Genomic DNA, 12538 nt, shown 5'->3' with positions numbered 1-12538 from the left:
CGCTGCTTCAAGCCGTCCCCCGAGGCGAGCGCCGAGGTCACGAGCTTGCTCGCGCCCGGCGGAGGCCACCGCTGAGCGGCGTTTCTTGATCCTTCTCGGTGGCGACGGCGAAGGCGGACAGAAGCGTCGCGGCGGCGAGGCTGCCCCAGAGGACGGCCGAGCCGTGGGAGGCGAGAGTGGTGATGATCGCGGGGGAGACGGCGAGGCCGAAGCCCGTGGAGAACTGGAAGCGGGCGAGGGCGCGTCCCAGGACATGGGTCGGGGCGAGGGCGGTGACGAGCGGGGTCGCGCTGCCGGCATAGATGATCTCGCCGATGGTGCAGACCACGGACACCGCGGCGACGGCCGGGGCACTCCAGCCGTGTCCCAGTGAGGCGGCCGCGAGGAAGCCGAGATAGGACGCGGCGAGTACCACGCCGGCAAGAGCCAGCACGGTCCGCCGGGAGAAGCGGGACATCAGGACCGTGACCGGAATCTGCAGGGTGATCACCAGTACGGTGTTCGCCACGAAGATGGCCGCCGACCACACCGGGGACGCGTGTAACTGTGTCACCAGGATGAGGGGCAGCGCTATCTCGGGGACGTTGAAGCAGAAGACGTAGATCACGTTGGCGGCCAGCAGCATACGCATCCGAGGCGCCGGCCCCTCGGCCCTGTCCTTGGCCGACGTATCGGCCGGATGCGTGCGCAGGTGGACCGACCATGCCAAGACCGCCGCAGCGAAATAGGCGAGCCCGGTGACGGCCGCCAGCGCCTGTAACGCGGTGGTGCCGCCCGCCAGGCATGCGGTGGCGATGAGCGCGCCGACGCCCAGGCCGGCGTTGCGCAGGGCGCGGCCTGCCGCGAGGGCGGCGTCGCGTTCCCGGCCGTGGGCGACCGTGGCGACGAGAGCCGCGTGGGCGGCCGGCCAGGCCTGATTGCCGATGCCGAGGAAAAGCGCAGCCGCCGCGAACAGCCCGACGTGTCCCGTCGGGGTGGCGAGGAGCAGTGCCACGCCCAGCACCCGCACTAGCATCGACGCGGCCACGACCGTGCTGCGCGCGCCGCCGTCCAGCCATCGGCCCACCACGGGCATGCACAGCAGCCCCGCGACGATACCGGCCGTCATGGCGACGCCGGTGGCCGGCGCGGACAGCCTCAGCACCGTCACCCCGTAGAGCAGCAGAAAGGGCCGCAACAGACCCGTGCCGAGCGCGTCCACGGCCAGGGCGACGGCGTAGCGGGGGCCTCCGGAGGCCCGGACGAGGGCGCGCGGCTGGATCTTGGTGGTTACCATGGCGTCAATCGTGCGTTCGGCCGCCGGGCCGACTGTGTCGGTTGACGGATATCGTCAATTGTCGTGGTCGTCGGCCATCCGGCCGGCGATAATGAGGGCATGACGCGGAGGCTCGACATGGTCGGCCTGCCGTCCGGTTGACCCCGTTTCGCTGCCATCGTTCGACTCGTCCCTCCTGTTCCTTGATGTGATCTTCGCCTGGCGCGGCGACAGTGACCGACACGGCCCCTCCAAGCGGGAGACACTCCACTGACTTTCCGGGCCGCACCCCAAGTGTCGCTCCGGCGGCACCCGCTGACGCTCCATGAGGAGGAGCCCCTGCTGGCGCTGCTCGCTGGACAGGCGGACGACCACCACTGGCGGGACGGCGTGCCCTGTCGATCGGCGCGCCGGGGTGAAGTGGGAATCCCCCTCCACGCGGCAGTGCTCCGGTTCCCTGTGGAAGGGATGCCCTGGGAGAAAGATCCCGCTGCGGGCCGCTCAGGAAGCGAGGTCGACGTCTTGGGCATAGAGGGCGGCCTGAGTGCGGTGGGCGGCGCCGATCTTGAGATATATGCTGCTGAGGTGGTTCTTAACGGTCTTCTCGGATATGTCGAGCCTTCGGGCGATCAGCCGGTTGCTCAACCCCCGGGCCAGTAGGCAGAGTACGGCCCGTTCGCGTGCGGTGAGGGCGGGGCCGGCGCGCTGCACATCGTTCTGGGGGACGGGAGCGGACGCCGGAGCGGACGGAGCCGCTTCCTCGAGGTCGGTCAGGCCGACGTGCCGGGCGTAGAGGGCGGCCTGAATGCGGTCGGTGGCGCCGATCTTCGAGTAAATGCTGCTGAGGTGGTTCTTCGCGGTCTTCTCGGATATGTCGAGCCTTCGGGCGATGAGCCGGTTGCTTAACCCCCGGGCCAACAGGCGGAGTACGTCTAACTCCCGGCAGGTGAGGTTTTCGGCCGGTGCTTCTTCCACGTCTTGCCTCTTCCTTGCTTCTCCGAAAGGGCGTGAGAAAAACGTCCAAGGGCTTCATTCACCCGGCACCCCTGGCGATGAGCGATGAGCGATGAGCGGTGAGCGCCGGCAGGTCACCTGACAGGCGGCGGTCGCGGCAGGCGGCCCGGCCTCTTGCCGAGCCGGGCCGTTCAGGCCGGGGGGCGCGGGACGTCGGTGTAGTGGCCGCGGGGGGAGGCGTGGAAGGGGGAGGCGCCGCAGGTGACGCGGCGCCAGGGTGCCAGGTCATGGGCGCCGGTGTGGGCGTCCGTGTCGCCGCGCGGCGCGAGGGTGGAGGCGGTCTTGAACCGGGCAAGGAGGCGTAGGTCCTGCACGGTGGTGTCTACGACGATCTCCCGCCATTCGTCGTAGGGGGTATCGGCGAGGGCGGCGTGGGAGGCGACGGCCTTCTCGGGCGGCTTCAGAGGCCCGGGGCGGTGGCTCCGGACTTCAGCAGGGCGGCGACCTCGCTTCCGGCCTCCTCCAGCCAGGCTATGCCTTGTTGTCGAGCAATCCCTTGCTCCGCCGGGTAGCCCGACGTTCACTGACGGACAGACGGCCCTCATTGTGGAAATCTCGCCATGAATGTCGAAGCCCAGCGGAACGATGGAAAGCGCATATGGGCATGACGTCAAAGCAATCTCCCCTATGTAAGCACGCCAAATCCTTCGCAGCCGAAAGGGCGACGCTGCGAAGAATCGGTGGCGCGACTGCAAAGCGGCACGTGTCTGGCCGGCGGCGGCGTCCTCCCCCTTGACGCTCGCTCGAGGCGCAGACTGAAACTGCTCAAGCGTCGTCAAGATACATGGTTGCGTGAGCAATTGACCAGGGTTTCTACGGTCGAATATTGGGTCGCGCTAATGATCCAGCCGTAGATCGTCACCTTGCTGGTGGGACCTGGTCCGGAAACGGGTATGGCCACCGTTGATCATCGCGACGTGTGTGGAGTAACGACGATCAACGGTGGCCGTACGTCCGAACACGGCGCTGGGCTGGGGAAACGCCTCCGCACGGCCTGCGGCATCGGCTGTGCCCGGGCCTTCTATCTGTTCGTCACGCTCGTCATCCAGCCGCCGACCGACGGGCCCACCACCTCGGCCGTTCCGCATCAGCCACTGGGCAACAACAAGCCACAGCTAACAGATCAGGGTGACGGAATCGTCAAAGTGGTTTGTGCCCCGGATAAAAGGTCGATGAAATCTGGCCACGGGGAAAGTAATGCGCCAGCGGCTTCGCCCGGAGCTGGGTTGCGCATCGATCCAGCACGGTGGATCCCACTCCGCCTGGTCACTGCGGCAGAAGCCGAAGCGTCCTCGGGCGCAATCCGCCCGAGGACGCCACCTGGGCTGCCTGCCTCGGCCTGCTTCCATATCGATCGCGCTGGAGGCCCGCGGTCCGCGGCGAGGGGCTCACGCCCGCCAGTCGCCCACGATCTTCAGCAGATGGTCGTTCTCCTCGGGAGTGCCGATGGTGATCCGCACTCCCTCGTCGCCGAAGGGGCGCACCATGACACCCGCCGCCTCGCACGCGTCGGCGAACGCCGGTGTATGCGTGCCGAGGCGCAGCCAGACGAAGTTGGCCTGGCTGTCAGGAACGCTCCAGCCCGCGGCCCGCAGTGCACGGGTGACCCGGGCGCGCTCGGCCACCAGGATCTGTACCCGCTCCAGCAGTTCGGGCCCCGCGTTCAGCGAGGCCCGCGCGGCGGCCTGGGCGAGTCCGCTGACTCCGAACGGTACGGCGCAGGCCCGCAGTGCGGCCGCGACCGGCGGATGCGCGACCGCGTAGCCGACGCGCAGCCGCGCCAGCCCGTACGCCTTGGAGAAGGTGCGCAGAACGGCCACGTTGGGACGGTCGCGGTACAACGCGATGCCGTCGGGCACATCGGTGTCGTCGACGAACTCGCGGTACGCCTCGTCGAGCACCACCAGCACATGGCCGGGCACCCGGTCGAGGAAGCGCTCGAGTTCACCGCGGTGCACGGCCGTGCCGGTCGGGTTGTTGGGGCTGCACACGAAGATCAGGCGGGTGCGGTCTGTCACCGCATCGGCCATGGCCTCCAGATCGTGCCGCTCGTCACGGAGCGGAATCTGCACGGGTGTTGCCCCGGTGGCCCAGGTGAGCTGTGGGTACGCCTCGAACGAGCGCCAGGCGAACAGCACTTCGTCCCCCTCGCCGGCCGCGGCGCGCAACAGGTCCCTGGTGACCCCGAGGGATCCGGTGCCGGGCACGAGGTGCTCCGGGGGCACCGCGAGGGCCGCGGACAGGTCCGTGATCAGTTCGCGGTTCGTCGGATCGGGGTAGCGGTTGACGCGCCCCAGCTCCTCGCGCATCGCGGCGACGACCGACGGCAGCGGGGGATAGGGGTTCTCGTTCGACGACAACTTGTCCACCAGGTCGCTGGGAGCGGCCCGGCCGGGAACGTAGCGAGGCAACCCGGAGACATCGGCGCGCAGGCGGGGGGCAGGTGCAGGGGGCATCGAGGGAACTTCCTGAACGGGGGGGGCGGACGGTCGTGTGTGGGGCATCGGGAGTTCCGAGGGCTCCGGGTCTTCCGGGGGTTCCGGGGCCACGCACCGCGACGGGGCGCGCGGGCGTGAGATCCAGCCCGCGCGCCGACACCTCTGCCATGGTCAGCTGCTCAGCTCGCTCACCTCCCGGGTCCGGGGCGCGCGCCACTGCGGCACAGCGGACCACGGGGGGTGTCGCAGGCAGGGTCAGCCGACGACCTCAGCGGGTGCCTTCTCCTCCTCAACGGCCGTGGTCCGTACTCCCGCCTTGGCGAACTCCTCCATGAAGGTGGGGAAGGACAGCCGGACGTCTTCGAAGCCGGAGAACCGGTTGGCGGACTGCATCCGCAGGCCTGCCACGAACAGCGACATGAAGATGCGGTGGTCGCCCCAACTGGACAGGGTCACTCCGCCGGGGTACGTCCGCGCGCCGCGGACCTCGAAGCCGTCGCAGATCCCGTCGTCGTACAGGACCTCGATGTCCACGCCCGCGCGGGTCAGTTCGGCGGCCATGGCCTCGATGCGTGACGCCTTGTGGAAGCGGGTGAGGCGTCCGCCGGTCACGCGCAAGCTGCCCTGCACGTACGCCCCGAGGGCGGCGAGCGTGGGCACGATGTTGGGGCAGTCCTGCACATTCACCTCGAAGGCGCCGCACAGGCTGCCCGGCGGGTTGTCGACGGTCAGCGACGAGGTGGCCCGGTCGAAGGTGACGCTCACCCCGAGCTGCTCCAGGATCGGGACGATCGCGAACTCGCCCTGCATGCTGTCGCCGTACACGTTGCTCAGGACAGTCCGGCCCGGGAAGAGCGCGGCGGCGGCCAGCAGGTACGAGGCCGAGGTGTAGTCCTCGCGGATGGTGACGTCCTGGGCCTGGAAGGAGGAGGGCTCCACCTGGTAGTGACGCATGTCGTCCGACGCGGAGACCTTGATACCCGCGTCGGTCAGGCTCGCCAGCGTCTGCCGGATGTATGACTGGGAATAGACCTCACCCGTCACCTCGATTTCCACCGGGCCGTCGGCCAGCGGCGCGGCGAACAGGATGGCGGTGATGAACTGCGAGCTGATGTCGCCCGGCAGCCGGCAAGTGCCGCCCTTCAGGCCGCGTCCCCAGTTGACGACCGGGGCCTTGTTCTCGCCGACGATCGACTCGATGTCCGCGCCGAGTTCGCGCAGCGCCTGCAGCAGCGGCTCCATCACGCGGTTGCGCAGGGTCGCGTCGCCCGTCACCACGACCGGCGACGGCAGTACGGAAGCCAGCGCCGTCACGACGCGGAAGACCAGACCCGAGCCGCGGGACTGGATGACGCGCCCGATGTGCGGAAGCGACCGTCCGATGCCCTGGATCTCCAGGAATCCGTCGTGCTCGGTTATCTTGGCGCCGAAGGCGCGGCAGGCGTTCTTCATGGTCTCCGTCTCGTCGCAACGGAGATCATTGAAGACCCGTGACGTGCCATCGGCCAGCGTGCCGGTCAGAATTGCCCGTTGCGTCTCCGGTTTCGAAGAGGGCACGCGGAACGTTCCGGAAAAGGAATCGACCGGATCAACCTTGAGCAGCATCCTCGTATCTCCCGTTTCCCATCATTCGCCGTCTGATACCTTTGCAAGCGATGTCGCTTTGACGTCCGGGCCGGCGATGTCCGCGGAGCGAGAACATGTCATCCCACCGCTTGGCGCTTCGATGTCGGGGCGGCAGTTCGGGAAAGCCTCCTGGCGCGCACGACAGCCCTCCTCCGGCAGTGGGGGCGCGATAAGAATTCTGTGTCCCGTGCGGCGCGCGGGCAATAGGTCCATCTGCCCATGGCGTTTCCGGCACGAGGTGGTCCGGACCTTCTTTACCGCCGAGGTGGCGCCACGCCTGCGGACATGTGATGACCTTGATCGGAGTGAGGAAGGGGCCGGTGGTAGCGGGTGTGCCGCCGTCCTACAAGGACACTGGTGCCCGGCGGAAATGCCGCCGGGCACCGCAGGGGTTGTTCGTCATAGACCATTGGGGTTCCCGTGCCCTCACCCGCGCGCGCCCGGCACCCGGCCGATCAGGATTGTGTGGTCCCCGGCCGGGTGCAGGGCGTACGGGACAGGCCGTCCGGTGCGAGCGTGCCGGCGCCTTGGGTCGTGAGCTGCTCTGCCGGCTGCCTGTGTTCGGCGCCCGGCAGGCTCACCGCGAAGTACCGCGCGGCACCCCGCCGTCGCCCGGAGTCGTCACCACCACGACCCCGGCCGAGAACCGGGCCATCGCCGCCCGGAAGTCCCCGGGGCTCCCCCGCCGTACCGTCTCCGTCCCCTCCGGCGCGGCGGCACCACCACCTGTCCGGCGAAATTCAGGACGGTTTCGGAAAGCCTCCTGGCGCGCACGACGGCCCTCCTCCGGTGGTGGGGGACGATAAGAATTCTGTGTCCCGTGCGGTGCGCGGGCAATAGGTCCATCTGCCCATGGTGTTTCCGGCGCAAGGTGGCCCGGACCCTCTTTACCGCCGGGGATCAACGCGCAGATCGACCGCGAACATGCCCCGTGGATCTGGCCGAGCCGGCCATCCGCCGGGACCGGCGGCGGGGCCCGGTTCGCCGCCCCCGGGCATCTCGCCTCCTGCGCCGGGGCCAGCCGGGGTTGAACGAATCCGCCGGTGTCACCATGCACAAACTCGCCATCGCGATCTGGCATGTCCTCGTCTCAGCACCGGCCGAAAGGATCTTGATACGGACTACTCCGCCCGCCGCGACCCCGAACGCTCATGTGGAGCATGGCCAAGGAAGTTGAGCCGCACACCCACCCAATGGCGCACCGTGGGCGCCGGGACTTAGGTCCTATTCTGACCAAGCCGGTCCCATGCGAGGCTGAGGCAGTGAGAACAACGCGTGGGGGTCGTTCCCGGATTCAGGTTCGGGTTCATTTTTCGGTTCCGAAAGGCCCACCGTCGTCGCCGCCGCCAACCGGCCCCCGGCCGGGCACGTCCATGCATCCTGTGAACTGTGAGGACGACATCCATGTCCGGCGCAATCCTGTTTTTGAACCGCTGGCCCTTGTATGAGGACGAGCGGCGCTGGGAGAACCGCCTCGCCGCTCCCGAGATCGTCTTCCGCCCGGAGGCCGACCGCGTCACGTACATCTGCGACGAGGGCGGCCGCAGCGGAGTGCCCGCCGACGCCGAACGGGTCCACCTCGTAACGGATTTCGGCGACCTGGACGGCGTGCTGCAGCTCGTCGACGCCGTCGTGCGCGACGAAGGCCCCTTCGACCATGTCATCGGCTTCTCCGAAAACCTCCTCGACCTCGCGGCGACCCTGCGCGAGCGGTACGGCATCCCGGGCTCCAGCCCCGAGGAGACCTCCCGGCTCCGCGACAAGACCGTCATGAAGGAGACGGTGTCGCGGGCCGGTATCCGAGTGCCGCGTTGGGCGCCCTGCCGCACCGAGGACCAGGTCCTCGCGGCCGCCGAGGAGTTCGGCTACCCCGTGATCGTCAAGCCGGTGCGAGGGGCGTCCAGCCAGGGTGTGCGCAAGATCGCCTCGGCCGAGGAACTGCGGGCCTTGTGTGCCGAACGGAGCCTGCGCGACCTTGAGATCGAGGAGTTCGTACGGGGCGAGATCCTGCACGTCGACGGTGTCCTGGACGCCGCGGGCAAGCCGCTGTTCTTGTGTACCTCGCGCTACGTCTCCAGCTGCCTGGACTTCGAGCTCGTGGGCGAACCGCTCGGCTCCGTCTTCCAGACGGAATCCGCGGTGCGCGCCCGCTGTGAGGACTTCGCCGTGCGCTGCCTGACCGCGCTCGGCCTGCGCAGCTCCGCCTTCCACCTCGAACTCTTCGACACCGGCGAGGAACTGGTGTTCCTGGAGGTCGGAGCCCGGGTGCCAGGCGCCGACGTGCCGTACGTCATCCACGACGTCCATGGCGTCAACCTGTTCCGGTTGTGGGTCGACGTGCTGCTGGGCCGCCTGGTGGACCCGCCGGCCCCCGACCCGGAGGCGAGCGGCGGCTGGCTGATCATCCCAGGCCCCAAGCCGCTGCCCCGGAAGGTCACCTCCGCCACCTCGCTCGTGGGTGAAGTGCCCTACTTGTATCGCGAGTTGGTACCGAGGACGGGTGAGGTCCTGGTCTCCCGGCCCGGTTCGTACGCCACGCTCCAAGGCGGCCGCTTCCTTTTCCGGGGCGGCACCCAGGAACAGATCGAGGAGGCCGTGCGCCAGGTGCGTGCGCAGTACCGCCTGACGACCGAGCCCGTCCCGTAGACCGCCCGAACCATCTCGTGCCATCGAAAAACGAACCGTCGAGTCCGTGGAGGAAGACGTGGATCAGTTAAGCCATGCGGAGCTGGTCGACAAGAACTTCGTGCTGTTCGCCGAGGGGTGCTTCGGACTCTTCACGAGCAAGATCGCCGCCTCGATCATCCGCTACCGCGGGGACCGCTGCGTCGCCGTGATCGACAGCCGCAAGGCCGGCCAAACCGTCCAGGACGTGCTCGGCTACGGTGGCGCGATCCCGATCGTCAGCCGCGTCGAGCACGTGGTGAACCTGCGCCCCGAGGTCATGGTCATCGGCAAGGGCCTGCACTCCGCCGAGCTGCCCTCCGGCTGGAAGCCGCACATCCTCGCGGCCGTCCAGAACGGCCTCCACCTGATCAACTCGATCCACTTCCGCCTCACAGGCGACCCGGACATCGCCCGCGCCATCCGTGAGAAGGGCATCACCGTCTGGGAGACGAAGGACGCCCCGACGGTGGCGCTCAACAAGGCCCGCGTCCTGGACCTGGACACTTGGGTGATCCACACGTGCGGCAGCGACTCCAACATCGGCAAGAAGACCGCCGGCCTGGAGATCTGGAACGAGGCCAATCGTCGCGGCATCCGCACCGGCTTCGCCGCCACCGGCCAGAGCGGCATGCTGATCTCCGGCCATGGCGTCGCGGTCGACGGCGTGCCCGGCGACTTCATGGCCGGCGCCGTCGAGCATGTCGTCATGGAGGCCGCCGCCGGCAACGAATGGGTCGTCGTCGAGGGCCAGGGTTCCCTCAACCACATCGGGTTCAGCAGCGTCGCCCTCGCCATCCTCCACGGCGCCCTGCCGCACGCCCTGGTCTTCTGCCACCGCCTCGGAGCCGAACGCACCAAGGTCTGGGAGACGCCCATCATCCCCATCCCCGAGCTCATCCGCATCAACGAGGAGCTCACCGTCTTCGAACGGCCCGCCAAGGTCGCCGCCATCAGCGTCAACAGCTTCGGCTTCTCCGAGGACGACTTCCGCCGCGAGGCCGAGAAGCTGGAGGCCGATACCGGACTTCCCGTCGTCGACCCGGTCCGTGAGGGCGGCGCCGCCCGGCTCGTGGACATCCTGCGCGCCCACCAGCGCGAGACCGCGGACCGGCTGCCGGCCCGCCGGCGCTGAGCGTGGACCCGGAACCCCAAGGAGGTGGACAGATGAAGAGAGCGGTCCTGCTCCTCATGCACCAGGGCAAGTCGTACACCGAGGAGGTCGCCGCGGCCACCGCCGCGCTCGGCCTGCCCCTGGTCGCCCTCAGCTCCCGGCCGGAGAAGCCGGAGGTCCTGGACGCGAGCCGCCGCCATGTGGCGGACTGCGTGGTCACCGAGGAACCCGAACTGCGCTCCAGCGACGTCGAGAAGGCCGTTCGCGAACTCGCCGACCGGGGCTACCGGGTCGAGGCCGCCATCGCCACCTTCGAGGGCTACCGGCTCCTGATGGCCGAGCTCAACGAGCGACTCGGCGCGCGTGATTCCGCCGAGCCCGCGCTGCGCCTCTGCCTCGACAAGTACGAACTGCGCCGGTACCTCTTCGCCGAGGGACTGAGCGAGGTCCGGGTCCACCGTCTCGCCCCCGGCGCGACCCCCGGACTCGATCCCTCCGCACGCTGGTTCGTCAAGCCGGTGCGCGGTGCCTCGTCCTTCGCGACCTTCATCCTGGAGGACGTCGACGACCTGGCCGACCTGCCCGCGATCCAGGAACAGATGCGCGCCGACCGGCGCATGAAGGCGATCTTCATGGACCGGTTCGACTTCCTCGTCGAGGAGTACGTCGAGGGCCCGGAGTTCAGCTTCGAGACTCTCGTCCTCGACGGGCGGGTCCACCACCTGTGCGTCCACGAGAAGGCCCGCGTGGAACGCCTGGAGCGGACCACCCTGGAGGGAATGTCGGTCAGCCCGCCCGCCACCCTCGACCGTGAACTCGTCCTGGAGGGATCCGACTACGTCACCCGCTGCCTGGCCGCGCTGGCGGAGCACGGGCTGACCGCCGGCGCCTTCCACATCGAGGTCAAGTACTGGGAGTCGAAGAAGCGCTGGGAGATCATCGAGATCAACCCCCGGGTGGGCGGCAGCCTCATCGACTCCAGCATCCAGGCCGTCACCGGGCACTCCCTCCTCGACCTGTGGGCCGAGTCCCTGCTGCTGCCCGACGGCGAACGGGACGCCTTCCACGACCGGCTCACCCGCGCCTCCCAAGTGGAGGCCCTGCGCACCGGCGCGCCCACCCGGGCGACCGTGTTCCTCAGCAAGTACGGAGAGAAAGGGCGGACCGTCGACGCGATCGGCTTCGACCCGCCCACCCGGCCGCCCCGGATCCTGCGCATCCACGTGGCGGAGGGAACCCGACTCGATGTGTCCGACCGGGCGATCTGCCTGATGGACGCCCTGTGGGACGTGGCGGCCGACGACCTCGACGCCGAGACCGCCTTCCTCGACCGGCACGCGACGGAGCATTTCCATGTCCGGTACCGCTGACCCGGCGACCCGGTCCCCGGCCTGGCGGATCGCTCGCGACCGGCCACCGCCCCGCTGTGCGGCACCACACTCTGACCCTTCCGTGAACGCCCCTCGAAACCTCTCGTCAAGGAGAACGCGATGAACCGCGTGCAGAACACCGGGATCACCCACCCGAAGCCGTTCTACAACGAGGAGCAGAGCCGTCTGAAGAAGGCCGAGCTCGACCGCTACCTGGACAAGAAGATGGCGGAGTGGAAGGCCACCGTCCCCTTCGCGTCCCACTTGTCCGAGCCCGAGCTCCACCAGGCGTACTACCGCCGCACCCTCATCGAGCACGTGTGGCGGATCCGCCTCTCCCGGGTCAGCCAGTCCAAGGCCATCTACAAGATCGCCCAGGTCGCGCCCAGGGCCGCCCGCGACTACGCGCAGTACCAGGCGGACGAGATGCTCCACGACAAGCTGTACATCAGCGACGCCGCGGCCGCCGGCGTCACCGAGGAAGAGATCCTCGCCACCGAGCCTTACCTCTCCACCCGCCTGTTCGAGGGCTACTTCTACTACGCCCTGGAGCACGAGTCGGCCCTCGCCCCGGTCGTCTCCAACTACCTGGTCGAGTACACCCAGATCAAGCTCCAGCCGGCCATCGTCGACAACCTTCAGAAGCGGCTCGGCAAGGAGAACGTCAAGGGGCAGGCCGCCCACCTCCACGTCGACAGCACCGAAGACCACTCCCAGGAGATGTGGGACATCCTCCACCAGCTGATCTTCAGCGAGGAGGACTTCCAGAAGGTGTTCAAGTACATCGACGACGTCCAGGAGATTCTCGCGATGTTCTTCCGGGAGATCTACGAGGACACCGTCGCCAAGCACCAGAAGACCGCCGTGTGACCCGTACGCCCCGGGCCCACCGCCGACGACAGGACCAGCACGCGGAGGCCTCATGCGCCTGAGGGCTGAACCGATCGAGAGCTTCACGGGGACGCTCCGCGTCCCCGCCTCGAAGCCGGAGGCACAGCGGGCGAACCTGGCGAGCGCCCTGGCCGAGGGACGCTCCCGGCCGCCTTGCCCGGCCCGC

9 protein-coding genes are annotated in these 12538 nt (G+C 68.6%); 4 read left to right on the top strand and 5 right to left on the bottom strand.

Annotation, left to right across the window (positions count from 1 at the left end):
* Positions 1–37 precede the first annotated feature (37 nt).
* From ASC60_RS12250 to aroA, 5 genes are all read right to left on the bottom strand, one after another.
* Positions 38–1276, bottom strand: coding sequence for an MFS transporter (locus ASC60_RS12250; protein WP_055549855.1), 1239 nt, complete (start codon positions 1274–1276; stop codon positions 38–40).
* 480 nt (positions 1277–1756) lie between these two features.
* Positions 1757–2230 (bottom strand): response regulator transcription factor, encoded by a 474-nt coding sequence (locus ASC60_RS44010; RefSeq protein ID WP_055549849.1) that lies wholly within the window; start codon positions 2228–2230, stop codon positions 1757–1759.
* Between the two features lie 170 nt (positions 2231–2400).
* Positions 2401–2583 (bottom strand): hypothetical protein, encoded by a 183-nt coding sequence (locus ASC60_RS12235; protein ID WP_055549848.1) that lies wholly within the window; start codon positions 2581–2583, stop codon positions 2401–2403.
* Between the two features lie 1074 nt (positions 2584–3657).
* Positions 3658–4725 carry a histidinol-phosphate transaminase gene (gene hisC / locus ASC60_RS12230; RefSeq protein WP_055549845.1) on the bottom strand — a complete coding sequence of 356 codons (1068 nt, stop codon included), beginning with the start codon at positions 4723–4725 and terminating at the stop codon, positions 3658–3660.
* A 237-nt stretch (positions 4726–4962) separates the two neighbouring features.
* Positions 4963–6312 carry a 3-phosphoshikimate 1-carboxyvinyltransferase gene (gene aroA, locus ASC60_RS12225; protein WP_055549843.1) on the bottom strand — a complete coding sequence of 450 codons (1350 nt, stop codon included), beginning with the start codon at positions 6310–6312 and terminating at the stop codon, positions 4963–4965.
* Between the two features lie 1425 nt (positions 6313–7737).
* Between aroA and ASC60_RS12220 the strand changes: the two genes are divergently transcribed.
* The 4 genes from ASC60_RS12220 (at position 7738) to ASC60_RS12205 (ending at position 12351) form a co-directional block, all read left to right on the top strand.
* Positions 7738–8979 carry an acetyl-CoA carboxylase biotin carboxylase subunit family protein gene (locus ASC60_RS12220; protein ID WP_055549842.1) on the top strand — a complete coding sequence of 414 codons (1242 nt, stop codon included), beginning with the start codon at positions 7738–7740 and terminating at the stop codon, positions 8977–8979.
* A 58-nt stretch (positions 8980–9037) separates the two neighbouring features.
* Entirely contained in the window at positions 9038–10132 is a 1095-nt protein-coding gene (locus ASC60_RS12215) for a DUF1611 domain-containing protein (RefSeq protein ID WP_055550078.1), read from the top strand.
* 32 nt (positions 10133–10164) lie between these two features.
* Positions 10165–11481: an acetyl-CoA carboxylase biotin carboxylase subunit family protein gene (locus ASC60_RS12210; RefSeq protein WP_055549840.1), complete on the top strand. Its 1317-nt coding sequence runs from the start codon at positions 10165–10167 to the stop codon at positions 11479–11481.
* A 120-nt stretch (positions 11482–11601) separates the two neighbouring features.
* A complete protein-coding gene (locus ASC60_RS12205; protein ID WP_055549838.1) occupies positions 11602–12351 on the top strand; it encodes an iron-containing redox enzyme family protein in 750 nt (249 codons plus the stop codon).
* Positions 12352–12538: the final 187 nt, after the last annotated feature.

The sequence above is a fragment of the Streptomyces sp. NBRC 110028 genome, from assembly GCF_001417735.1.
GTDB lineage: Bacteria > Actinomycetota > Actinomycetes > Streptomycetales > Streptomycetaceae > Streptomyces.
Note: the sequence above shows the minus strand (reverse complement) of the source record. Positions and strands in the feature narration are given on the sequence as shown.